Here is a 25,728-nt window from a genome sequence, read left to right as displayed (position 1 = left end):
ATAAAACTCCTCCTTCTATTTGTCAATTGTCAGACAAATATATGCCTTCGTATTTTAAAAAGAGCTGACTCGAGCCTAAGAGACTACGAGGCAGCTCTTTTTTAAAGAGCTTAATTAAACAATAGAATTATTCAGCAATTTTAACATCTTTAAGTTGAATGATACCGATTCTATCTGGAGACATATTTTGTACTTTATCATCTTTAACATATAAGTTAGTGTAGTAATAAATTGGTCCAACTGGGAATTCAGTCATAGCAATTGCTTCAGCTTGTTTTAAGATTTCAGTACGCTTTGCAGTGTCTATTTCTGAAATAGATTGTTTTAGTAAATCTTTATATTGAGAGTTTTCCCAACCAGTATCGTTATTACCATTGGCAGCAGTATCGTACATTTCTAAGAATGTATAAGCATCGTTGTAGTCAGCAATCCATCCCATACGACCAACTTGATAGTCTAATTGGTTAAGTTTTTCTAAATATACTTGCCATTCAGAGTTATCAAGGTTTACTGAAATTCCAAGGTTTTTGCTCCAACCTTCTTGAATAAATTGAGCGATAGCAGCATGTCCTTCACTTGTATTAAATGAAAGGTTGATGCTGATTTCTTTTGGATCAGAAATACCAAGCTCTTTCATTCCAGCTTCAAGTGCAGCTTTTGCTCCTTCAATATCATTGTCTTTATAATAACCACGGTCTTCTTCAAAACCAGAAATTGCAGATGGAACCATACCTAGAGCAGGCTTTTGTTCTCCTTTAGTAACGTTATCGATTAAGCTTTGGCGATCAATTGCTAATGTTAAAGCTTTTCGAATGTTAGCGTTTCCAGTAATTTTATCTTTTGTATTAAATTTGTACCAATAAATAGCTGCATAGTCCTCAATTTGTAATGAGCCATCAGCTTTAAAACCATCAATTGCATCAAGTGCTACTGTTTGGTATGGAGAACCTAAGTAGTCAATTTCTCCATTTTTAAACATTGTTACTGCCGTAGCTTCATTCTCAACCATTCCGATATTAACTGTTTCAAGGTCTACATTTGCAGCATCCCAGTAATCAGCATTTTTCTTAAGAACTATTGAGTCACTGTGTTTCCAAGTATCTAAAACGAAAGGTCCGTTTGTTACATAGTTTTCACCAGCATCTGTATACCATTCATCATTACCTTCAACTACTTTTTGGTTAACAGGTGCGTACGTTTTGAAAGCAGTTAATTCTAAGAAGTAAGCAGTTGGATTTGCTAATGTAACTACTAAAGTTTTATCATCTTCAGCTTTAATTGCTACATCATCAACAGCCCCTTCACCAAGATTGTAAGCTTCAGCACCTTTAATTGGGTAGAATACAGAAGCATATTCTGATAGATTTTCAGGATTTAAAGCCCATTTCCAAGCATATTCGAAGTCACCAGCAACTACTGGATCTCCGTTTGTCCATTTTGCATCACGTAAATGGAAAGTGTAAGTAAGCCCATCTTCACTTACATCCCATTTTTCAGCCATTGCTGGAGTTGGTTTACCTTCTTTGTCTGTACGTGTTAGACCTTCAAAAATGTTAATTAATACTGCGCTAGATGTAGAATCCGTCGCAAGTTGTGGATGTAAAGATGGTGGTTCAGAAGTTACTACTAAGTTTAATTCACCACCTGATGAAGCAGTTTCAGATGAACCTGAATCTTTTCCATCGTCTTTTGATTTTTCAGACGAATCTCCGCCGAAGCCACATGCAGCAAGTACTAAAGAAAATACTGCAAGGACTGTTAGTAATAAAAACTTTTTGTTTTTATTCATGTGAATCCCCCTTATACAATTTTTAAGCCTTTTGTGAAGCTCCTATTTAATATACCAAAAAAATCATTGTGTACAAAATAAAAAAGATTCGAATTTATATAGTATTATCTGACATTTAGGAGAATAATAAATTTTTCCGATTTATCACACTAAAGAGGCGAAGTGTATATATATTAAAAATTTGATATTTACTTATTCTGAATATCAAAAATAAAGTAAAAATAAAAAAATGATTTACTATACGGAAAATTCCTATTTTTTTGATAATATTATCGATATTTGAAAAATGAATCAAAAGTCATAGATGTAATACCTTGAGGAATTTGTATAGATTTGTAGAAAATCTATGTAAAACTCAGTGAATTAGATTCTATTACAGGTAATTTCTTGTAATTTATTATCGCAAAACATGAATATTTTTATCTATTAATGATATATAAGAAACTTGTTTTGTGTTTTTCTAGGATTATCCATTTGTGGGGAGGAAAAAGAAAAAAATGAGCATTTGTATGAAAAAAGGTACCCATACTAAGAAAAATTTGGATTTAGTGACAAGCTAGTTTACGAGATTAAGTTTTTTTGAAATAATTTTTGAGCTAGTTGTATATACATGCATATATGCAGTTGGTTACTGTTTTATTCATCAGTTAAAAAATAAAAGGAATGCTTCATTTCGCCTTGTATTCTTCCAAAGAGAACTGTTTAAATCGTATTGTTTTTTTGAGGATGTCATTTGTCTTACTGAAGAGGATTGATAATGCAAATAATTACTAAAAACCTGTTTATTCATCGAATGAAAACGTTAACAATAGCTATTCAGAAGGATATTCTTCCACTTTTTAAGTGGTATACCATGAAAAAATATAAAAAACAGTGCATCCCATTTATAAAATGCACTGTTTTTTATTTAAAGTTTAAATTGATTGATCTGATTCTGTAAATCTAAGGACTTTTCGCTTAGATCTGAGGCAACTTGGTTTACTTGTTGTACTGTTATAGATTGTTCTCTAGTTGCTGAAGCTACAATTTTTGTATTATCCGCGCTAGTTGAAGCACCATGGGCGATTTCTGCAACGGACGCTGCAACCTGTTCAGCGCTAGCTGAAATTTCTTCAGAGGTAGCTGATATATCTTCTATTTGATCTGTCATCGTATTAATTGCTTTCACAATTCCTTCAAAGGCTTGTCCTGCATGTCCGATGATTTTAACGCCCTCTGTGACAGAATGAAGTCCATCAAAGACTGCTTTTTCTACATTATGTGTATCCTGTTGAATATCTAGCGTTAAGGCAACGATTTGGTTGGCTGATTGTTTTGATTCCTCAGCTAACTTACGAACCTCATCTGCTACTACCGCAAATCCTTTACCATGCTCTCCAGCTCTAGCAGCTTCAATTGCTGCATTGAGTGCCAATAAATTTGTTTGATCTGTAATAGCTGTAATAACAGCTGTGATCTGACTAATCTCATCTGATTGCTTACTCAATTTTTGAACAAGATTATTAATCGTTTGTGTTGATTCATGGATGACATTCATTTGTTGCTGAGCTTCTTCTACCGTATCGTTTCCATTTGTTGCTAATTCTGAAGTTGTTATAGCATTCTGATGTAGTTGTTGAGTTGCCTCAGCTATTCGTTGAACACCTACAGCCGTTTCATCCATTGCGTGTGCGCTTTCGTTAGCTGCAACTGTAGCTGTCACTGCAGCCTCAGCTGTTTCGTTAATCCGTATTGTAATTTCATCAGCAGTGGCAGTAATTTCTTCAGTTGAGGCAGAAAGTTCCTCTACTGAAGCTGTTAAATGCTCTGCATTGTCCTGTATATGCGTTAATAAATTTTTCAAATTACCCTTCATGGCATTAAAAGCTGCTGAAAGCTGACCAATTTCATCTTTTGATTGATGGGTAATATCTGGATGAATTAATTCTCCATTAGCTACATGGTTTGCAGCCAGAACGACAGATTTTAAAGGGCGTGAGATTGTCCGTTGTATATAGAAAATAAGGAAAATACCTAGAGCGATACCAATAATGATTGCGATAATGGAAATAATTTGTGAATTAAACACGGCCTGTTTAGATTCTTTTGTCACAATATCTAGTTGTTCCTTTTGATAGTTTCCAATTTGATCAGATACATCTTGTATACCTTTATTAGCTTGTTGGACTTCACCATTTACCTTCTGCAAAGCACCTTCTAGATTACCAGCTTCAAATAAAGCTATTGCTTCAGTTGCTGCCTTGTTAAAAGAATCATTATGAACTTTTAATTCCTGTGCATATGTTTCCATTTCAGCTGAATTCGATTTTTCAGTGATTTCATCTACATGTGTGTCGAGCATACTTGCATATTTTGAGAAACTCTCTTTGTTAGCAGGTTTGTCTTCGATGATGATGGCACGAATGAAAAGACCTTGCATAGCCATTTCGTATTGAATATCATCTGCTAATTCTACAAGGGCAACATGTCCTTCTAATGCATTTTCAATCTTTTTTTCAATGTTTGAAAATAACAGGAACATAATGAACAAAGAAATGATTAATGTGAGAATAATTGCAAAGAAACCAAAGCTTAATTTTTTACCTACAGACATATAGATACGCCCTTTCCTGAATGCTCTATAAAAATTTTTATACTTTAATTTAGCGTTTCTCAGTAGTAGAAGTCAATATACGTTGAAGGAAACAGTGCAGATTATTCATGTGTTTTTATATTGTTATTATAATAAGGAAGATTGTCTGTAAAAATCAATCAAGATAAGGTTGTTTTCATCGTTTTATAGTACGGATTACGTGTACTCGTTATAAAAAGGAAGAAACAGATACAATTTGTATCGGTTTCTTCCTTTATGACTGTTTCTTTAACTGTAAAATGACTGCCTCATCCGGGTCAATATACAGTGTCTTTTGTTCAAAATAGATGACGAAACCAGGTTTGGCACCATTTGGTTTTTTGACCTGTCGTATTTCGGTATAATCTACAGGCACAGAAGAGGATTCTCTGGCCTTAGAAAAATAGGCGGCTAGTGTGGCAGCTTCTCGCAATGTCGTTTCATCGGGTTCACTTGAATGAATGACAACATGAGATCCAGGAATATCTTTTGTGTGTAACCAAATATCAGTCCGCTTTGCTAGTTTGAATGTCAGCATGTCATTTTGTTTATTGTTTTTTCCAACAGAGATTGTTACACCTGTAGAAGAAACATAGCGTTCTGGTTCAGGTTTCGCTTGTTTTTTCTTTTTCTTCGCATGACGTAGTTTTAAGTAACCTTGCTCTGCTAGCTCTTCACGAATTTCCTCAATATCTCCAGGAGAAGCCTGCTGAACTTGCTGTGCAAGCATTTCGAAGTAAGAAATTTCATCAGTAGTTTTTTCTAGCTGCTCTTGAACCATGACCAAGGCATTTTTTGCCTTTGTATATTTTGTATAATAACTTTGGGCATTTTCAATAGGTGTTTTACGTTCGCTTACTGGAATGGTTATTTCTTCGCCAGTTTCACTATAGTAATTTGTGACAGTAACTTCCTTAACTCCTTTTTCAAAGGCATAGATATTAGCCATTAATAGCTCACCATATAGTTGGAATTGATCGAGCTTGGAGGCACGTTCATAATCCTTTGTTAACTTTTTTGTTTTTAAAGCTAATTTGTCAATCTCATTTTGTAGCCAGCGCTCTAAATCGCCTGCTTGTTGTTTTACACGATCTCGCTCTGCACGGGCAAAGAATACACGATCAAGAAGCTCATGGACATTAGGATAGATTGTTATATCCCCATCATGCAAATGCGTTAATTCGATAGGGGAAAAGTATACTTTCTGATTGAAGAGTACGTACATAGGCTTCATTCCACCGTTCGCAAAGGAGGCCATAAAATCCTTGAAACATACTAGCGTATTTGAAGTCGTCTTCATTCGATACAATAATTCTTCCGCGTGAAGAGGTGAAAAACCAGCTAATTGTTGCACTAGCTCTTTAGAGGTTTTCCCTTCAGCAAAAAATGCTGTTAGCTCTTCATCTGTCACCGTTAAAGGATTCCATTTGTTTTGTGCGGGTGGTGCAATATACGGTTGCCCTGGTAGTACAGTACGGAAGCTATTGACTGAAGGCGGTAGATGTTTTAGGCTGTCAATAATTTTTCCCTGCTCTTGATCAATCAACAGTAGATTACTATGTCTACCCATAATTTCAGCATGTATTTCTCTTACAATTGGATCTCCAATTTCATTTTTACTTTCAATTTCTACTATTATAATGCGATCAAAATCACGCTGTTTTATAGAAGCAATAAAACCACCCTCTATATGCTTACGCAAAAGCATACAAAACATTGGCGGCTCTGCTGGATTTTCAATCACCTGTTCAGTAAGGTGTACACGTGCATAAGAAGAGTGGATGGAAAACAGTAATTTATGATTCTTTCCGTTCGCTCGCACATGTAAAATAACTTCTTGTGCATTGGGTTGATGTATTTTGGTAATCCGACCAGTGACTAGCTGTTGTAGGTCGGCAGTTATTGAATAAGTAAATAAGCCATCAAATGCCATATGAATTCCTCTTTCCAACGATATCAAGCATCTTGGTACTTTCGTATTTTTTTCTTAATGTATCTGCATGCACTATTTTTAAGCTCGCAAATACTCTTTTGGTATGTTTATCATAGCATTTTTTAGGTGAATATTAAAATATAGCTTCAATTGTGGTAGAATTAGCTTTTACTTTAACCAAATTTTTTTGGAGAGTCGTCATAATCGACAAAGCTTATGTTATAATAATCCCAGTATGCAAAGAAAGGTGTGACGAACCTTGGTGCGTAGTATGACTGGTTTTGGCAGAGGTGTCACAACAACTAGAGACTTTCAATTAACCGTGGAAATGCGCTCGGTCAACCATCGTTTTTTAGAAATTAACGCAAAATTTCCGAAAGAATGGCTTGAAGCTGAAATTTTTGCAAAGAAACTAATTTCTCAAGCTTTGTCACGCGGCAAAATTGATGTGATGGTATATGTGAAGGACTTAGAGAACGTAGAGCAATCTATTGAGATTAATTGGTCATTAATTGAAGCGTATCGTAAGGCAAAAGAGCAATTAGCAAGTAAAGTACCACTTGAAGAAAAATGGACGATGCAAGAGCTTTTATCGTTAGAGCAGGCACTTGTACAGCAAAAACCCCAGCTTACACCAGAGGATTTGCTCAGTGCTGTAGAACAAGCGATTTCACAAGCGATTTCACAGCTCGTTCAAATGCGTGAGCGTGAAGGGCAAGAATTACAAGAGGTTGTTGTACAATATAAAGAACAGTTAATGGAGCAAGTCAATCAGATTCGTTTGTGTTCTTCACTTGCTGTTGAAAAATATCGTACACGATTAATAGAGCGAATTAATGAAGTTGCAGATGGCACATTGCTAGAAGATCGTTTACTAGCGGAAGTAGCCATTTTTGCAGAACGAGTAGACATCTCCGAAGAATTAGACAGATTAGATAGTCACTTCAATCAGCTGGAGGAAACATTACTTGAAAAGATTTCGGTTGGGCGTAAATTGGACTTTTTAATGCAGGAAATACATCGCGAGATTAATACGATTGGTTCAAAAAATCAATCTACAGAAGCAGCGATTGCTGTTGTTCAGGCGAAAACAATTTTAGAAAAGATGCGTGAGCAAGTGCAAAACATCGAATAACTTGCACGTGTCTGTTATAAATTAAGGGAGATATAGAGAATAAATGATAAAAGAACGTGGATTATTAATTGTTCTGTCTGGCCCCTCTGGTGTAGGTAAAGGGACAGTGCGAAAAGAATTATTTTCTCAGCCGAATACGAATTATGAGTATTCCATCTCGATGACAACACGAAATCCTCGCGAAGGTGAAGTAGATGGTGTAGACTATTTTTTCAAGACACGTCATGAATTTGAAGTGTTAATCGAACAAGGTGGCTTATTAGAGCACGCTGAATTTGTCGGTAACTATTATGGAACACCATTAGCTTATGTAAATGAAACACTTGATGCAGGTCGTGATGTATTTTTAGAAATCGAAGTGCAGGGTGCAGCACAAATTCGTAAAAAAGCACCAGATGCCTTATTTATTTTCTTAGCCCCTCCAAGTTTAACGGAATTAAAAGATCGTTTAGTTGGACGTGGGACAGAAACGGAGGATATCATTGCCAAACGAATCGCTACTGCAAGTGAAGAGCTTGAAATGATGAGCTTGTATGATTATGTTGTGGAAAATGATGAAGTGACGAATGCCTGTGATCGTATAAATGCGATTATTAAAGCCGAGCATTGTCGTAGAGAACGTGTTGAAAAAAGATATTTGTCAATGTTGAGAGGAGAATAAAACAATGCTATACCCATCAGTAGACGCTTTAAAAAAAGAAATCGATTCAAAATATTCATTAGTGAGCCTTGCTTCTAAACGTGCTCGCCAAATGCAAGAAGAGCAAGACACAGAACGCTTACACAAGTATGTTTCCCATAAATATGTTGGGAAAGCGCTTGAAGAAGTAGCGGCAGGTGTACTTACGAAAGTATCACAGGATGAGTCAACTGTGTATGAGGACGAAATCTAACATCATGTAAAGAGCTTTACTATGTTTACATGCATGCTAGTCTAGTTAGCAGTAGATTTTAATTATACAGAATGCCGAAAGCTCCCAGGGAATCCTTCTTTGGGAGCTTATCATTTGAAAGGACGACACCTAGCATGAATAAAAATATTTTACTTTGTGTTTCAGGCGGGATTGCCGTATATAAAGCTGTGGCACTTGTAAGCAAGCTATCACAAGCAGGAGCCAATGTAAAAGTCATCATGACAGCCTCTGCTAGACAGTTTGTAAATCCATTAAGTTTTCAAGTGATGTCCAAAAATGATGTTTATTTTGACACGTTTGATGAAAAAGATTCAAGTGTGATTGCTCATATAGACTTAGCAGACTGGGCTGATTTAATTTTAGTAGCGCCCGCTACAGCAAATATAATAGGGAAAATGGCCAATGGTATAGCAGATGATATGATCACAACAACCCTGCTTGCTACGACAGCACCTGTATGGATTGCACCAGCCATGAATGTACACATGTACGACCATCCAGCGGTAAAACGTAATTTGGATAGGCTATCAGCTGATGGCTACAAATTTATTGAGCCTTCCGAAGGCTTTTTAGCATGTGGCTATGTCGGGAAGGGCCGTCTAGAGGAGCCAGAAAAAATCACTGCACTTGTACAAGATTTTTTTTCTGGAAAAACTACACCACTAACAGATAAAACAGTCATAGTGACTGCGGGTGCCCTACATGTACCATTGGATGAACAGCATGTAATTAGTCCACAGGCAAATGGAGCCATAGGCCGAGCTTTAGCACATGAAGCAAGAATGCTAGGCGCACATGTAATTGAAATAGAAAATTCTAATTTGTTTGATGCTATACAGCAACTGGAGGCTTATAAAATCCAATATCCTCAGGCAATATTGATCCATGCAGCAAATGTGCCGACTATAAAGGAAACGCCGATCATTTCGGTAGAAGGCATAAAAGCGATCACTTTCGGACAAAAAGTGCAAGGAACTCCAATGCTTAATATACTTTCTGAGAGATGGATTGATTTTAGTGAAAAAGCGCAGCTTAACGGACAGTTTTTGGCTACAATTAACCCACAACTTTTTGCTCAGACATTATGGTCATATATTATAAAGGGTGAGGAACAATGAGCTTCTTGATAGCAGAGGTCATTGTAGATGTCTCTACTTACCATGTAGACCGTCCATTTGATTATCAAGTACCTGTAGAATGGGTTAGTGTTATCGAATTAGGAAGTCGTGTTAAAGTGCCATTTGGTCCAAGGAATGTCCTGGGTTTTGTTGTTGGATTGAAGAAAGAAACAGATGTACCGTTAAATAAACTAAAGGCAATCAATCAAATTTTAGATATGGAGCCAGTCCTAACAGAAGAGATGTTGCGAATGGCGAAGTGGTTGAAGAACGATACGATTTGCTATGAAATAGATGCCTTGCAAGTGATGTTACCATCTGCACTTCGAGCCAAGTATGAAAAAATGATTAAGCTACAACAAGGTCAACAATTGCCACTAGAGGTACAGGCTATATTCGGGAAGCGTCAACGAGCAAATTTTAAAGAATTTGAGCGAGCAGGTTTACTACCCCTTTTGAAGCAATTGGTTGCAGAAAACATTGTTTCAATCGAAAATGTTGTGAAGCAACAGGGAAATGTGAAAGAAATTCGAATGGTTCAAATAACAGCAGACCAACAACTTATTGAACGTGCTTTAGAGCAATCATCCAGAGCAGCTAAACAACGGCTATTACTGCAATGGATGTGCCAACACTTAGGAGAGATTTTTACTCCCCAACAAATTTGTGACGAAGCAAGGGTCTCTATTTCAGTTTTAGAGGCAGTAATTGATAAAGGAGCTGCTCAATTTATTCAAGAGGAAGTATTTCGTGATCCATTTACGAAGGAAGTTTCACGTACACATGCCTTACAATTAACGAGTGAGCAGCAGGTTGCTCTCCAAGCTATTACTACAGCTATGGACCAGCAAATAGCGCAAACCTTTTTATTACATGGTGTAACAGGAAGTGGCAAAACAGAGGTTTATTTGCAGGCTATTCAAAAGGTATTAGAAGAAGGAAAAGAAGCCATTATGTTGGTACCTGAAATCTCTTTAACTCCACAAATGACCGAACGATTCCGCAGTCGCTTTGGTGAGATGGTTGCTGTGATGCATAGTGGATTATCTGTAGGGGAGAAATATGATGAATGGCGTAAAATCCAACAAGGCAAAGTGAAGGTCGTAGTTGGAGCTCGTTCAGCTATTTTTGCTCCTTTTACGAATATAGGGCTTATTATATTGGATGAGGAACATGAATCAACTTATAAGCAAGAAGATTCACCGCGTTATCATGCAAGAGATGTAGCCATCTGGCGTAGCGAATTTTATAACTGTCCTATTATTTTAGGGAGTGCAACACCAGCATTAGAATCATTTGCAAGAGCTAAAAAGGGAGTATATAAGCTACTCTCCTTAAAACACCGTGCTTTACATCAGGCTTTGCCGACTGTTTTTATTGCAGATATGCGTGAAGAGCTGAGACAAGGTAATCGTTCGATGTTTTCCCAATCACTGATAGAAGCAATCCGTTTAAGACTTGAGAAAAAAGAACAAATGGTGCTGTTTTTAAACCGTCGCGGCTATTCATCATTTGTACTCTGCCGAGATTGTGGAACAGTTGTCCAATGTCCAAATTGCGATATTTCATTAACCTATCATCGAACAACTGAAAAATTGAAATGTCATTATTGTGGTTACGAGGAACATGTTCCACAAATATGTCCGCAATGTCAAAGTGATCATATTCGTTATTTTGGTACAGGTACACAAAAGGTGGAAGAGGAGCTGTATAAGTTGTTTCCTGAGGCAAGAGTATTACGTATGGATGTAGATACTACGAAGCATAAAGGGGCACATGAAGAAATATTAGAGACATTTGGGGCAGGGCATGCAGATATTTTGCTGGGTACTCAAATGATCGCAAAGGGTCTGGATTTTCCAAATATTACGCTAGTCGGTGTACTTAGTGCTGATACATCCTTACATTTACCTGATTACCGCGCAGCAGAGCGAACATTTCAGCTATTAACACAGGTAAGTGGCCGAGCTGGGAGACATGACAAGCTAGGGGAAGTCATCATTCAAACGTATACACCTGAGCATTACGCAATTGATTTAGCTAAAACACAAGAGTATGAACCATTTTATGAACGTGAGATGTTTTTACGTCGCAGATCAAACTATCCACCTTATTATTTTGTAGCTCTTATTCAATTATCCCATGAAGATGTCATGATGGCTGCTGAATATGCTGGTCGAGTGGCTGATTGGTTACGAGGGAACTTATCGAATCAAGTAGCAATAATAGGACCAACAACTGCGAGTATTGCTCGTCTCCAAAATAGATATCGTTATCAATGTTTGATAAAATATAAAATTGAACCAAATCTAATTCCCGTGTTACAACGTTTACTTGCTATGTATAGAGCAGAGTGGATTAAACAAGGAATATTAATGACGGTAGATTTAGATCCGTCTACTATATAGTTAGCGTGTAATAATAGCACGATTTTTAATAAAAGTATCAATTAGCTAGTGCACTAGCTTTAAAGCAGAAATGAGGAAATAATAATGGCTATAAAAAAAGTAATTGAAAATCCTGCAAAAGTACTATCCACACCGTGTCCTGAAGTGACAGAAATTAATGATGAAATTATTACATTACTTGATGATTTATATGACACTATGGTGGAATATGATGGCGTTGGAATTGCGGCACCACAAATAGACGTAGGGTTACGGGTAGCAATTGTTGAACTAGGTGAAGAACGTGATATTTTAGAAATGATTAATCCAACTGTCGTTGAAACGGACGGAGCAGAAGTAGATATTGAAGGATGCTTGAGCTTTCCAGGGTTATATGGAGAAGTGGAACGTCCTAGTTATGTCAAAATTGAAGCATGTGATCGTGAAGGACGTGTTTATGAATTAGAGGCAGGTGGCTTTGATGCCCGTGCGATTTTACATGAAATTGATCATTTAGATGGTGTGCTTTTCGATTCAAAAATCAAGCGTATTGTCACAGCAGAAGAACTAGAAGAAATGTACGCTGAAGAGGAGGAATAAAATGACATCTATCGTTTTTATGGGGACACCTGACTTCTCCGCACCTATTTTGCGTATGCTACATGATGAAGGATATACTATTAAAGCAGTTGTAACACAACCAGATCGTCCAGTTGGGCGTAAGCGAGTATTAACACCGCCGCCAGTAAAGGCAACGGCTTTGGAACTTGGCTTGCCAATTATTCAACCTGAAAAATTGCGTGGCTCCGAGGAGTTACAGCAGATTCTTGCTTTACAGCCTGACCTAGTAATAACAGCAGCATTTGGACAGATACTACCAAAAGAATTATTAGATGCACCGGCTCTAGGCTGCATTAATGTCCATGCCTCCCTATTACCAAAATATCGTGGAGGGGCTCCGATTCACCAAGCCGTCATGGATGGTGAAAAAGAAACAGGAGTAACAATCATGTATATGGCAGAAAAGCTTGATGCGGGAGATATTATCTCTCAAAAAGCGATCCCTATTGAAGAAGATGATCATACTGGTGGACTTTTTGATAAGCTAAGTATGGTTGGCTGTGAATTACTTAAGGAAACACTTCCTTCTATTATAAATGGTACAAATAACCGTACAGTTCAAGATGAAGCACAAGTTACCTTTGCAAGTAATATTTCAAGGGAACAAGAACGGATTGATTGGACCAACGATGCTATTACTTTATACAATCAAGTGCGCGGTCTTCATCCATGGCCTGTTGCTTATACTACTTTTGAGGATGGTAATTTTAAAATTTGGTGGGCAACGATTGGCAAAAGTAAGCATGAGGCTAATCCAGGTACAGTGGTTGCCATTGATAAAGATCACTTTGAGGTAGCAGCTGGCAACGGGACAACTTTAGCATTATATGATGTGCAACCAGCTGGTAAAAAGCGCATGACCGCAGAGGAATATTTACGTGGGACAGGTTCTAAATTACAGATTGGGGACCAATTTAAATGAGTAAAAAAAGTGTAGTGATTTGGGATGGCAATGTACGAGATGCCGCATTGTCAATTCTATTAGCAGTTGATAAAAATCAGGCTTATAGCAACTTATTGCTAAATGAAACAATTAAACGGCATAAAATTGAAGCAAAAGATCGTGCTTTATTGACTGAAATAACGTATGGAACTTTACAGCATAAAATGACACTTGATTATTACTTAGAGCCATTTATTCGTGGTTCAATTGATCATTGGGTTCGCTGGTTATTAAGAATTTCGTTGTATCAAATCCATTATTTAACACGTATCCCTCCACACGCTGCAGTAAACGAAGCAGTAGAAATTGCCAAGCGTCGAGGGCATCGTGGAATCGCTTCTATGGTCAATGGCATATTAAGATCCGTGTTACGCAGTGGAGTCCCTTCAACAGATGACATAGCAGATCCAATTGAGCGCCTTTCAATAGAAACAAGTCATCCAATGTGGTTAGTTCAAAGATTTGTTGATAACTACGGTCTTGAAGTAGCGACTGAAATGTTGCATGAAAATAATAGACCGCCTGTGCAGACTGTGCGTGTTAATACGACAAAAGCAACTGTTCAGCAAGCAATTGCCAAGTTAGAGGCAGAAGGATTAACGGCTAATCAAAGCGACGTTATACCAGAGTGCTTATACATTACAAACGGTCAACCAGCTCGTACAAAAGCCTTCAAAGAAGGTATGATTACTATTCAGGATGAAAGTTCAATGATACCTGCTAATGTGCTAAATCCATCTCCAGGTATGCGTGTCTTGGATATGTGTGCGGCACCTGGTGGAAAAACAACACATATTGCCGAAATAATGAAAAATGAAGGGTCTATTTTAGCAACAGACCTTCATCCACATAAATTAGATTTAATCGACCATAATACAGAGCGTCTAGGGCTTGATATTGTTGAAACAGCCCCAATAGACGGACGGAAAGCACCAGAATTTTTACAAGCAGCGTCTTTTGATGCTATCTTAGTCGATGCACCATGTAGTGGACTAGGAGTTATGCGACGTAAACCAGATATTAAATATACAAAGCGAGAAGAAGATTTAGAAAGTCTTCAAAAAATCCAATTAGCTTTACTTGATGCAGCAACGAAAGTTTTGAAAACAAATGGTAAGCTTGTATACAGTACGTGTACAGTAGACATACAAGAAAACGAAGGCACTGTGAAAGCCTTTTTAACAGCACATCCAGAAATGGAAGCTATACAACTAGAATCTTTACCAACAAAATTAGCGGAAAAGCAAGCTAATGGCATGCTTCAAGTCTTTCCACAAGACTTTGGTAGTGACGGTTTCTTTGTCGCCGCCTTTCGTAAAAAAGGAGAATCCAACTAATGGTGGATCAAGAGAAATTTAATGAACGTATTAACGATTTAGTCGAAGAAGCAGAAGAAAAGCCCGTTCGACGTGTAAAAAAAGAAAAGCCAAATTTAAAAGAATCCATTTATTCGTTACAACCTCATCAATTAGAAGAATGGCTAAAGGAAAATGGCGAAAAGCCTTTCCGTGCTGCTCAAATTTTTGACTGGCTGTATAATAAACGTGTAAAGACATTTGAAGAAATGTCAAACCTTTCAAAGGGATTACGCGAAAAACTAACTGCAAATTTTGCATTATCCACACTATCAACCATTATTAAACAAGAATCTAAAGATGGTACCATTAAATTTTTATTCCAATTACAAGATGGCTATTCAATAGAAACTGTTTTAATGCGCCATGAATATGGAAATTCTGTCTGTGTAACAACACAAGTAGGCTGCCGAATTGGCTGTACGTTTTGTGCATCCACTTTAGGTGGTTTGAAGCGACATTTATTAGCAGGGGAAATTGTGGAGCAAGTTGTCAAAGTGCAGCAAACATTAGATGAATTGGGCGAGCGAGTATCTCATATTGTCATTATGGGTATTGGTGAACCTTTCGATAACTATGATGCAATGATGAACTTCTTAAAAGTGATCAATCATGAAAAAGGTTTAAATATCGGAGCACGTCATATCACAGTTTCAACATCGGGTATTGTCCCTAAAATTTACCAGTTTGCGGATGAACAATTACAAATTAACTTTGCCGTTTCTCTGCATGCGCCAAACCAAGAAGCACGTCAAAAGCTAATGCCAATTGCCCGTGCTTATAAATTGGAAGAATTAATGGAAGCTGTGCGATACTATACAAAAAAAACAGGTCGACGAGTGAGTTTCGAGTATGGGCTGATGTCTGGTGAAAATGATTCAGTAGAAATAGCAGAGGAACTATCTGCTTTAATTAAAGGAATTAAATGTCATGTCAACTTAATTCCTGTAAACTATGTACCAGAACGTGATTATGTTCGTACATCTCGTAGTCAAATTTTTGCTTTTGAAAAAACATTAAAGAAAAATGGTATTAACGTAACGATCCGCCGAGAGCAAGGTTCAGATATCGCTGCTGCGTGTGGTCAATTACGTGCACAAGAGAGATCTGAAGAAACGAGGTGACCAGTATTGGAATACACAGTCGAAAGTGATATTGGTTTAAAACGATCCATTAATGAGGACCGTGCTGCATTCTTTAAACGTCCAGATGGGCTTGCACTAGCACTTGTAGCGGATGGCATGGGTGGTCATAATGCTGGTGATGTAGCAAGTGATATGGCAATTAAACAAATGGAATCCTTTTTTTTACAGGCAGACACACATCATTTTGTATCCACAACATCAAAAAAAGAATGGTTATTACAAACAGTTAAGCAATTGAATAAAACAATATATGACTATTCTTTATCACATGAAGACTGTAAAGGAATGGGCACGACATTTATTGCAGTGTTAATCGAAGAACAACATTGCTTCATTGCACATGTGGGAGACAGTCGTGTGTATTATTTCTTTGAAGATGGTGCACAACAAATAACAAGAGATCATTCATATGTGAACGTCTTGGTCGAAAATGGTGAGATAAGCGAAGAAGAGGCTTTGACACATCCAAAGAAAAATTTCATCTTAAAAGCGGTTGGGACAGAGGACACAATCGAACCAGACTTTTATGAAGTAGATTTAGCATCAGAATCGTATTTACTCATTTGTTCAGATGGATTAAGCAATAAACTAACTGTTTATGAAATGGCATCGATAATTACGTATCCAGACTCCATTAAGGAAAAGGGACGTAAACTTGTAGAATTAGCAAATGCCAGCGGGGGAGAAGACAATATCTCCCTCGTGCTATTAACAAAAAAGGATGAGGAGGTGTAAGAATGCTTGTAGGTAAAAGAATTAGTGACCGTTATAAAATTTTAGAACTCATTGGTGGCGGAGGTATGTCCAATGTTTATTTAGCACACGATATGATTTTAAATCGTGATGTAGCCATTAAAATATTACGCTATGATTTTTCCAATGAGGATGAATTACATCGACGTTTCCAACGTGAGGCACTGTCTGCTACAAGTCTTACACATCCAAATATTGTTAGTGTTTATGATGTAGGTGACGATGGAGATCTACACTATATTGTGATGGAATATGTTCAAGGAAAAACATTAAAGCAGTACATACAAGAATTTGCACCAATTTCTCCTGCTAGAAGTGTGCATATTATGAAGCAATTAACGTCTGCCATTGCTAATGCCCACGAAAACCATATTATCCACCGTGATATTAAACCGCAAAATATATTAATGGATGCGGAAGGTAATGTGAAAATTACGGATTTTGGTATTGCCATGACGTTAAGTGCTACATCATTTACTCAAACAAATTCTGTGCTTGGTACAGTCCATTATTTATCACCAGAGCAAGCTCGCGGCGGTACAGCTACAAACAAATCAGATATTTACGCACTCGGTATTGTGTTATATGAATTATTAACAGGTGAACTTCCATTTTCTGGTGAATCTGCTGTTTCAATAGCACTTAAGCATTTACAAGCCGAAACGCCTTCTGTCCGTGCTTTTGATGCAACGATTCCCCAAAGCTTGGAAAATGTAGTATTAAAGGCTACTGCCAAAGATTCATCCCATCGTTATACTACAGTGGAAGAAATGTATGAAGATTTGGAAACCGTACTAACACCATCTAGAATCAACGATCCCAAATTTGTCATACCTGTGGATAATGATGTAACGAAAGCTATTCCCATCATTAAAGAGCAGATGCATAAAAAAGACGAAGATCTAACTAAAACAAGAGTTATTGAACCGATTATGGAAGCTAAAGCACCTTCTCAACCACAACCTAAAAAGCCTGTAGAAAAGCCAGTTCCTGTAAAGGGAAAGAAGAAAAATTGGCCCAAATATGTTGCAGGACTATTCATTGCAGCGGTTGTCATTTTCTTATTCTTTATTTTTGCAAAAGATTTATTTAGCCCGAAAAAAGTGGCTATACCAGATGTAGCAAATTTAACAATAGAGGAAGCGACAAAAAAATTAGAAGCAGATGGATTTGTTGTTGGTGAAGAGCATCAGGAGCGAAATCATGAGGAAATAGAGAAGGGGAAAGTTATAGAAACGGACCCATCAAAAAATTCATTACGTGAAAAAGGTTCAGAGGTAGACTTAATCGTTAGTTTAGGTGTAGAGATGACGACTGTTGATAATTATGTTGGACAAAATTATAGTCAAGTTGAAGCTTTAATAAAAGGAAAGTATAAAGACGTAATAAAAGAGGATGTCCCTTCTAATGAGCCAGAAGGAAGAATTATTGAACAAAGCATACCACCAAATTCTGAGGTAGTAGCGAAAGAAGAAACAATCACGTTTAAAGTTAGCCAAGGAGTTAGAATGGTAAGGGTTGAAAATGTTGTAAATTATACGAAAGCTGATATGGATGACTATGTGAAAAGAGCAGGTCTCAATTGGCGTATATCTCGTGAAGAACATCATGAAATCATCCCAGCTGGCAGTGTAATTTCGCAATTGACAAAAGCGGGTACTATGGTAGAAGAAGGTTCTATGATATCGGTTGTAATAAGTAAAGGGCCAGCAAAACAGCCCGATAAACTACGTGTCATACCTGTAGTCATTGAGTATAAACCTACAGAAGAGGGAATAGCTCAAAATATTCGAATTGAAATTCAAGATAAAAATCATACATTGTCTGAACCTGTTGAAGTATTTGAAATTTTAAGTGATACGCCATACAACATTCAGCTTACAATTGAAGATGGCAAAGATGCGAGTTATAGAATAATTCGTGACTCAGAAATAATTTTAGAAGGCAAAGTTAATTATAATGATGTCGATTAAGGAGGAATTGGATGGCGCAAGGCCAAATAAGAAAAGCATTAAGTGGTTATTATTATGTATTTGATGGACATCAACTGATTCAATGTCGAGGACGTGGGGTATTTCGTAATCGTGGCGAATCCCCACTCGTAGGTGATATTGTAGAGTATACAATGGAAACTGAAGGCTCTGATGGGACAATACAAAAGATTTTTGAGCGTCAAAATGAATTAGTACGACCGCCAATTGCGAATATTGATCAAGGTATTTTGGTGTTTTCTGTAAAGGAACCGAATTTCAATACCATTTTACTGGATCGATTTTTAGTTGTGTTAGAATCCTTCCATGTACATCCTATTATTTGTTTAACAAAAATGGATTTGCTAGAAAATGATGAACGTGATGAATTACAAAATTATATAGCAGATTATGAAAGCATGGGCTATACAGTTTTGCAAACATATAAAGATGAAGAAGAATTAGTAGAACGGTTACGTCCTATTTTAAAGGGAAAAACCACCGTTTTAGCTGGCCAATCGGGCGTTGGGAAATCAACTTTGCTTAATACGCTCATTCCAGAGTTGAACTTAAAAACGGGTATTATATCCCAAAGCTTAGGACGGGGTAAACATACTACTCGTCATGTTGAACTGATAGAGGTCTGTGATGGTTTATTAGCAGATACGCCTGGATTTAGTTCCTTTGATTTTGACGAAATTGAGAAAGAAGAATTAGGTGTATGTTTTCCTGAAATGGCTAGAGTAGCGGATGATTGTAAATTTAGAGGTTGCTTACACTTGAAAGAGCCAAAATGTGCAGTAAAGGCAGCAGTAGAAGCAGGGGAAATTCGAGACTACCGCTACAAGCATTATGAACAATTTATGCAAGAAATTATGGATCGAAAGCCGAGGTATTAATGATGATACAAATAGCACCATCAATTTTAGCAGCAAATTTTGCAAAGTTAGGTGAAGAAGTAAAGGAAGTAGAGCAAGCAGGTGCACAACTTATTCATATTGATGTAATGGATGGTCACTTTGTACCGAATATCTCATTTGGTTCCATTGTATTGGATGCTATCCGTCCATTAACGAAGTTACCATTAGATGTGCATTTAATGATAGAAAATCCAGATCAGTATATTGAACAGTTCGCAACAGCTGGAGCAGATTATATTACAGTACATGTAGAAGCATGCCGTCATTTACATCGAACAATTCAATTAATCCGTTCTTTTGGTGTAAAAGCGGGTGTCGTATTAAATCCACATACACCGATAGAATCAATTCAACACATTTTAGAAGATATTGATATGGTATTATTAATGACTGTTAATCCTGGATTCGGTGGACAAAAATTTATTCATTCTGTTGTACCTAAAATTGAAGCATTATCAACAATAATTAAGGAGCGAGGCTTAGATATTGCTATTGAAATTGATGGTGGTATTACTGCTGAAACAATTGTGCCATGTGCACAGGCTGGAGCGACAATTTTTGTAGCTGGGTCAGCTATCTATAGTAAAGAAGATCGAACAGCTGCTCTTCAAGAGATTTTACTAGCTGGTGAGGCAGCGATTAAAGGATGACGACAGTCGTTGTTTGTGCAGGTGGTCCAAAAAATGAGCTTTGTTCATTTTCATCGTTTCAGCAACAACAGGATGTTGTGTTTATCGGGGCTGATCGTGGCGCTTTATATTTAATTGAGCAAGGAATTACGCCCCATGCTATTGTTGGTGATTTTGATTCTTTAACGGATGAAGAATATCGACAAGTAATGGCACAAACCAATGATCAACAACGTTTTCAAGAAGAGAAAAATGAAACAGACACGGATTTAGCTTTGCTTAAAGCCTATACGTTTGCACCACAAGAAATTATTTTGACAGGTGTGACGGGTGGGCGTTTAGATCATTACGAGGCAGCTGTTCGTTCTATTTATCGGTTACAAAAAGAGCATCCTCAAATTGAGTTAAAGATAATCAATCATACTAATATGTTGCAATTTTTACTACCAGGTACACATACAATTTATGCAGATGATCGATACCGATACTTGTCTTTTTTTGCTCACGAGGAGCCTATTCAAGGTGTAACATTACGACAAGTAAAATATGAAACAACGAATGAGGAAATTTCCTTAGGAACATCTCGATTTACAAGTAATGAAATAATAGGAACTTCAGGGTCTATATCTTTCTCGCAAGGCATATGTTTAATGATAAGAAGCATAGATTAGCGTAAGGGGGAGAGAGTCCTGAAAGTATATACGTTCCAATTGCCGAAATTCGTGAGTAGTATCACGCGTACGTGTATTAACCTATTTAAAAAAGATAAGAAAGTAAAAAAATCCGACTAGTGTTAGTCGGATTTTTTACTTTCTTCTAGAATACTAATCAAGAAAAAAATCGATTGCGCTCAATGCGAAATCGATTTTTTAGAAGCAGCGATTAAACGCGCTCGATTTTACCTGATTTTAATGCACGAGCAGAAACCCATACACGTTTTGGTTTACCGTCAACTAAGATACGAACTTTTTGAAGGTTAGCACCCCAAGTACGTTTGTTAGCGTTCATAGCGTGGGAACGGTTGTTACCAGTACGAGCTTTACGTCCAGTGATTACACATTGTTTTGGCATGTTGTATTCCCTCCTTACTGTTGATGCTGAAAGATTATTATTTCAGTTCGGTATTTCACATACCATAATAATTTAACATACGATGGCGTTCAGTGCAACAGTTTTCACATAACCTTTCAAGAAAAAAACCTTTACAGACATAAAACATTTATGAAAAGTAGAGAAGTTTAATGGGGAATAGTTCTCCTATCCTTTTCCTCGATAACCAAGTTTCAGCGATACACGTCTACCAGTATCAACTAATCGCTCAATCAATGTATTAATATGATCTTGAGAGACATTAAAGTTTACAAAACCAATACTGACTGCTCCTATCACTTCACCAAAACCATCTAAAACAGAGACAGCAATGGAGGAAGTACCTGCAGTTCGTTCTCCATGACTTATTGCATAGCCTTGTTGTCGAATTTGGTGAAGCTGCTCCTCTAATTCGGCCATTTCATCTTTAGTTACTAGTTGCTCTAGAATTTCTTTGGATTGTAGCGCTGACATTGAGGCAAGTATGGCCTTATTGGCCGCTCCGATATGCATAGGTATGCGAATACCCAACTGATCATAAATACGAATCGGATTAGCTGCACTGTCTATCCGTTCTATAATAATCGTATCTAATCCAGCTGGTTTACTTAAATAAACACTTTCTTCAACCTCCCTGGCTAATCGTTCTAACTCAGGTCTGATTTTGCTAATATAATCCATCGTATCATACACCTGTAAGCCAAGTTCCATCCATATGGTTCCAAGCCGATAATATTTAGTCTGTTCATCTTGCTCAATCATCCCTTGTTTAATCATGGCTTTTAAAATTCTATGTAAAGTACTTAGCGGTAAATCGCATTTTGTAGAAAGCTCTGAAATGGACAAGCTACTGTCGTTTGCATCAGCAGCTAAAACCTTGGCAATTGTCATCGCCCGCTCTAATAATTGCATTTGTCCCACCTCCCTTCATCCTATTTTATTTTTATTCTCCATCTACGTCTAGTTCCAATATTCCCGTACAAATCAGAAGTCTAAACAAATGCTTATTTTAATACACGAAAGCTACAAAAGGATCCTTTAAGGCTTCTTTAATAAACGACAGCATTTTTTCCAAGGGTGAACGCAATCTAGATTAAAAGAAAAATAAAAGTTTTCTAAATATATTGACAGTATAGCATAAAACGAATATATTCTTCATATAAACTTTCCTCTTAACGGAAACGTTTTCCACTACACGGAAATGAGGTGAAAGGAATGCATTATTGTTCATCAATGTATGCGCCTTTGAAACATGTTATTGTAAAAGATCCAAAAGATGCTTTCCGAAGCCAGACACATCTTAGTGAGGAATGGAAAACATTTAACTACTTATCTGAGCCTAATTATGAAGAAGCTCTAAGCGAATACGCTGAATTTATTGGGATTCTTGGAAAGTATGTTGAGACTATTGAATATCTGCCTATAGCAGATGAAGTAGGATTAGATTCTCTTTATGCACATGATCCAGTTAAATTCACTCCAAATGGTGCCATAATACTGAAATCAGGCAAAAAATTAAGACAACCAGAAGCAGCAGTATACAAGGACTTTTTACGGCAAAAAGGTATACCAATAATTGGTGAACTTACTGGAGAGGCAGTTTCAGACGGTGGAGATATTGTTTGGCTAGATGATCGAACGCTCGTTGTGGGTAGAGGTTATCGAACAAACGATGAAGCCATTCGTCAGTTAAAGGAAATGACAGCCGATATGGTAGATGAATTTATAGTTGTACAACTACCACATGATCTTGGTGAAGCTGAATGTTTACATTTAATGTCTTTCATAAGTATGGTAGACCGAGATTTAGCTGTTGTGCATTCGCGTTTAATGCCAGTATTTTTCAGACAACTGCTAATTGAGCGTGGCATCCAGCTAGTAGAAGTACCTAAAGATGAATACGATTCGTTAGGCTGTAATGTTTTAGCGCTTGCACCAAGGGTATGTGTGATTCCTCAAGGCAACAAAGAAACAAAGCAACAGCTACTTGATGCTGGAGCAACTGTGTACGAATATAAAGGCGATGAAATTACTGTTAAAGGAACAGGTGGGCCGACTTGCCTAACTTGCCCAGTAGTAAGAGGATAAAGGAGAAGATGAATATGTTTAAAAATGTTATTGTTAAAAATCCAGGAAATAGTTTTGTAAACGGTTTAACAACTAGTGATTTAGGAAAGCCGATTTTAGAAAAATTATTTGAACAACATGAACATTATGTAGAAGCTTTAAAAAAATGCGGTGTAGAAGTTACACAATTACCAGCAAATGAAGCATTTCCAGATTCAACATTTGTAGAGGATACAGCTGTATTAACGCCTGAATTTGCTATTATATCGAATCCTGGAGCAGCAGCTCGTAACCGCGAAATTGAAGAAATCGAACCAGCTGTAAAGCAATTCTATGAAAAAATTTACTATATTAAAGGTTCTGGAACACTTGATGGTGGAGATGTACTACAAGCAGAGAAAAAGTTTTACGTAGGGATCTCAGAGCGCACAAATGAAGAAGGCGCTCAGCAATTTAAAGAGATTGTTGAGCTAGAAGGTTATGAAGCAACTATTATTCCATTAAAAGAATTCTTCCACTTAAAAACTGGAATTGCCTATGTTGGGGAAAATCGTATGGTGCTAGCTGGTGAATTTGTCGATCATCCTGCATTTGAATCTTACGAAAAAATCGTGATTCCTAAAGAGGATGAATATTCAGCTAACTGTATTCAAGTAAATGATTATATTATTATTCCAGCTGGCTATCCAGAAACAAATCGTAAATTACTGGACCTTGGCTATCAAACAATTGAACTTGATATGTCTGAATTTAGAAAACACGATGGTGGTTTAAGCTGTTTATCATTACGTTTTTAAGTAAATCTAACAATACCCAATCAATTTAAAAGAGAAAATTGATTGGGTACTTTCATTCTTAAAATATCAGAATATTTAATATTTTTACATTATATGGGAAGTAGGGATGGATGTTGAATAAAGGGGATCAGCTTCACAATAATCAATTAAAGCGTTCGATGAAAAGTCGTCACTTGTTAATGCTTTCACTTGGGGGTGTTATTGGAACAGGCTTATTTTTAAATGTAGGCTATACCATTAACCAGGCAGGACCCGGCGGTGCACTGATTGGTTACTTATTTGGTGGCTTAATTTTGTTTATGGTCATGAATTGTCTTGGGGAATTGGCTGTTTACATGCCTGTTACAGGTTCTTTCCAAACATATGCAACACGTTTCATTAGTCCTTCAGCCGGTTTTTCATTAGGTTGGATGTATTTTGTTGGATCTGCTGCCACAGCAGGCGTTGAATTTACGGCTGCAGGTATTTTAATGCAGCATTGGTTTCCAAGTGTACCAATTTGGATATGGTGTGCTGTGTTTATGGTTCTTTTATTTGTCTTAAATGCTTTAACAACGAAGGGCTTTGCTGAAGCAGAGTTCTGGTTTGCTAGTATAAAAGTTGTTGCAGTGATTGCATTTATCATTATTGGTGGAGCAGCAATCTTTGGTTTAATTCCATTAGCAGATCGTCCTACTCCACATCTCACAAATTTAGCACCTTCTGGTTTATTCCCAGCAGGTATTACGATTATTTTTGTCACAATGATGAATGTAATTTTTTCTTATCAGGGATCAGAGCTGGTGGGTATTGCAGCAGGGGAGACCGAGAACCCTGAAAAAAATATTCCTAGAGCGATTCGTACAATTCTATTTAGAATCATCGTTTTCTATATTGCTTCCATTATTGTATTATCGGCAATATTCCCAGCATCAGAGCTTGGGCTTATGGAAAGTCCATTTGTCACGTTAATGAATTTAGCTGGTGTACCATATGCAGCTGGTATCATGAACTTTGTTATTTTGACAGCTATTTTATCAGTCGGTAATTCATGTTTATATGCATCAACACGTTTATTATTTTCCATGTCACAAGAGAGGATGGCGCCCAAGTTATTTGGTCGATTAACGAAAAATAAAGTACCTTTAAATGCGCTTATTTTTACGATGGTATTCTCACTCTTATCTTTATTAACTAGTGTAATGGAAGCTGATGCTGTATTTGTATTACTAATGTCGGTAGCAGGTATATCTGTCACAATTTCATGGATGGGGATATGTGCTTCTCAGTTAATGTTCCGTTATCGCTATGTGAAGTCGGGAGGAAATGTGGCTGATCTAAAATTTAAAACACCACTATTCCCGTTGATTCCAGTATTTTGTATAATCTTTTGTGTTTTAATTTTAGTATTTTTAGCGTTTGATCCAACGCAAAGGATTGGTTTACTATACGGGATTGGCTTCTTTATTGCCTGTATGATTTTTTATCAATTTAAATTAAAGAAAGCGGCGACTGCTGCTACAGATAGCAAAAGTGAAGAAACACTAGAAGTTCGTTAATCGTACCTCTAACG

At 37.1% G+C, this 25,728-nt stretch carries 22 protein-coding genes; 17 read left to right on the top strand and 5 right to left on the bottom strand.

Annotated elements, in window-relative coordinates; translation table 11 throughout:
• Positions 1-127: 127 nt before the first annotated feature.
• The 3 genes from AAJG31_RS08775 to AAJG31_RS08765 form a co-directional block, all read right to left on the bottom strand.
• Complete coding sequence (locus AAJG31_RS08775) at positions 128-1,789, bottom strand: peptide ABC transporter substrate-binding protein (RefSeq protein WP_279494111.1); 1,662 nt, start codon at positions 1,787-1,789, stop codon at positions 128-130.
• Between the two features lie 907 nt (positions 1,790-2,696).
• Positions 2,697-4,382: a HAMP domain-containing methyl-accepting chemotaxis protein gene (locus AAJG31_RS08770; protein ID WP_279494112.1), complete on the bottom strand. Its 1,686-nt coding sequence runs from the start codon at positions 4,380-4,382 to the stop codon at positions 2,697-2,699.
• Between the two features lie 253 nt (positions 4,383-4,635).
• Positions 4,636-6,333, bottom strand: coding sequence for an NFACT RNA binding domain-containing protein (locus tag AAJG31_RS08765; protein WP_279494113.1), 1,698 nt, complete (start codon positions 6,331-6,333; stop codon positions 4,636-4,638).
• A gap of 259 nt (positions 6,334-6,592) precedes the next feature.
• Between AAJG31_RS08765 and AAJG31_RS08760 the strand changes: the two genes are divergently transcribed.
• The 14 genes from AAJG31_RS08760 to AAJG31_RS08695 all read left to right on the top strand — a co-directional run bounded on the left by AAJG31_RS08760 (position 6,593) and on the right by AAJG31_RS08695 (position 20,894).
• Positions 6,593-7,468, top strand: a complete 876-nt coding sequence (locus AAJG31_RS08760; RefSeq protein WP_066037833.1) for a YicC/YloC family endoribonuclease — start codon at positions 6,593-6,595, stop codon at positions 7,466-7,468.
• Between the two features lie 43 nt (positions 7,469-7,511).
• Positions 7,512-8,129, top strand: a complete 618-nt coding sequence (gene gmk / locus AAJG31_RS08755; protein ID WP_004227379.1) for a guanylate kinase — start codon at positions 7,512-7,514, stop codon at positions 8,127-8,129.
• A gap of 4 nt (positions 8,130-8,133) precedes the next feature.
• Positions 8,134-8,361: a DNA-directed RNA polymerase subunit omega gene (gene rpoZ, locus AAJG31_RS08750; RefSeq protein WP_004227380.1), complete on the top strand. Its 228-nt coding sequence runs from the start codon at positions 8,134-8,136 to the stop codon at positions 8,359-8,361.
• A gap of 134 nt (positions 8,362-8,495) precedes the next feature.
• Entirely contained in the window at positions 8,496-9,500 is a 1,005-nt protein-coding gene (gene coaBC / locus AAJG31_RS08745; protein WP_279494114.1) for a bifunctional phosphopantothenoylcysteine decarboxylase/phosphopantothenate--cysteine ligase CoaBC, read from the top strand.
• Positions 9,497-11,908: a primosomal protein N' gene (priA, locus tag AAJG31_RS08740; RefSeq protein ID WP_279494115.1), complete on the top strand. Its 2,412-nt coding sequence runs from the start codon at positions 9,497-9,499 to the stop codon at positions 11,906-11,908. Before coaBC ends, priA begins: the two co-directional genes overlap by 4 nt.
• An 84-nt stretch (positions 11,909-11,992) precedes the next feature.
• Complete coding sequence (gene def, locus AAJG31_RS08735; protein WP_279494116.1) at positions 11,993-12,487, top strand: peptide deformylase; 495 nt, start codon at positions 11,993-11,995, stop codon at positions 12,485-12,487.
• A gap of 1 nt (position 12,488) precedes the next feature.
• Positions 12,489-13,430, top strand: coding sequence for a methionyl-tRNA formyltransferase (gene fmt / locus AAJG31_RS08730; RefSeq protein WP_103117565.1), 942 nt, complete (start codon positions 12,489-12,491; stop codon positions 13,428-13,430).
• Entirely contained in the window at positions 13,427-14,788 is a 1,362-nt protein-coding gene (gene rsmB, locus AAJG31_RS08725; protein ID WP_279494117.1) for a 16S rRNA (cytosine(967)-C(5))-methyltransferase RsmB, read from the top strand. Before fmt ends, rsmB begins: the two co-directional genes overlap by 4 nt.
• Positions 14,788-15,930, top strand: a complete 1,143-nt coding sequence (rlmN, locus tag AAJG31_RS08720; RefSeq protein WP_048395368.1) for a 23S rRNA (adenine(2503)-C(2))-methyltransferase RlmN — start codon at positions 14,788-14,790, stop codon at positions 15,928-15,930. The genes rsmB and rlmN overlap by 1 nt, the downstream gene beginning before the upstream one ends.
• A gap of 6 nt (positions 15,931-15,936) precedes the next feature.
• The gene (locus AAJG31_RS08715; RefSeq protein ID WP_054549883.1) at positions 15,937-16,686 is read left to right on the top strand and encodes a Stp1/IreP family PP2C-type Ser/Thr phosphatase; all 750 of its coding nucleotides are present in this window, start codon (positions 15,937-15,939) and stop codon (positions 16,684-16,686) included.
• Between the two features lie 2 nt (positions 16,687-16,688).
• Positions 16,689-18,677, top strand: a complete 1,989-nt coding sequence (pknB, locus tag AAJG31_RS08710; RefSeq protein ID WP_279494118.1) for a Stk1 family PASTA domain-containing Ser/Thr kinase — start codon at positions 16,689-16,691, stop codon at positions 18,675-18,677.
• A gap of 11 nt (positions 18,678-18,688) precedes the next feature.
• Positions 18,689-19,573: a ribosome small subunit-dependent GTPase A gene (gene rsgA / locus AAJG31_RS08705; RefSeq protein WP_048395362.1), complete on the top strand. Its 885-nt coding sequence runs from the start codon at positions 18,689-18,691 to the stop codon at positions 19,571-19,573.
• Between the two features lie 2 nt (positions 19,574-19,575).
• Positions 19,576-20,244, top strand: a complete 669-nt coding sequence (rpe, locus tag AAJG31_RS08700) for a ribulose-phosphate 3-epimerase (RefSeq protein WP_103117568.1) — start codon at positions 19,576-19,578, stop codon at positions 20,242-20,244.
• A complete protein-coding gene (locus AAJG31_RS08695) occupies positions 20,241-20,894 on the top strand; it encodes a thiamine diphosphokinase (RefSeq protein ID WP_048395359.1) in 654 nt (217 codons plus the stop codon). Before rpe ends, AAJG31_RS08695 begins: the two co-directional genes overlap by 4 nt.
• 211 nt (positions 20,895-21,105) lie before the next feature.
• Here the strand turns inward: AAJG31_RS08695 and rpmB are convergent, their stop codons facing one another.
• Positions 21,106-21,294, bottom strand: coding sequence for a 50S ribosomal protein L28 (gene rpmB / locus AAJG31_RS08690; RefSeq protein ID WP_004227417.1), 189 nt, complete (start codon positions 21,292-21,294; stop codon positions 21,106-21,108).
• A gap of 186 nt (positions 21,295-21,480) precedes the next feature.
• Positions 21,481-22,224: an IclR family transcriptional regulator gene (locus AAJG31_RS08685; RefSeq protein WP_048395357.1), complete on the bottom strand. Its 744-nt coding sequence runs from the start codon at positions 22,222-22,224 to the stop codon at positions 21,481-21,483.
• 303 nt (positions 22,225-22,527) lie between these two features.
• Between AAJG31_RS08685 and AAJG31_RS08680 the strand changes: the two genes are divergently transcribed.
• The 3 genes from AAJG31_RS08680 (at position 22,528) to AAJG31_RS08670 (ending at position 25,714) form a co-directional block, all read left to right on the top strand.
• A complete protein-coding gene (locus tag AAJG31_RS08680) occupies positions 22,528-23,400 on the top strand; it encodes an arginine deiminase family protein (protein ID WP_054549885.1) in 873 nt (290 codons plus the stop codon).
• Positions 23,401-23,414: 14 nt separating this feature from the next.
• A complete protein-coding gene (locus tag AAJG31_RS08675) occupies positions 23,415-24,176 on the top strand; it encodes an arginine deiminase family protein (protein WP_081010999.1) in 762 nt (253 codons plus the stop codon).
• Positions 24,177-24,286: 110 nt separating this feature from the next.
• The gene (locus AAJG31_RS08670; RefSeq protein ID WP_279494139.1) at positions 24,287-25,714 is read left to right on the top strand and encodes an amino acid permease; all 1,428 of its coding nucleotides are present in this window, start codon (positions 24,287-24,289) and stop codon (positions 25,712-25,714) included.
• Positions 25,715-25,728: the final 14 nt, after the last annotated feature.

It is taken from the genome of Lysinibacillus sp. BS3, from assembly GCF_039614735.1.
GTDB classification, from domain to species: domain Bacteria; phylum Bacillota; class Bacilli; order Bacillales_A; family Planococcaceae; genus Lysinibacillus; species Lysinibacillus capsici.
The sequence above is the reverse complement of the archived record's forward strand: the minus strand, read 5'-3'. Positions and strand labels throughout refer to the sequence as shown.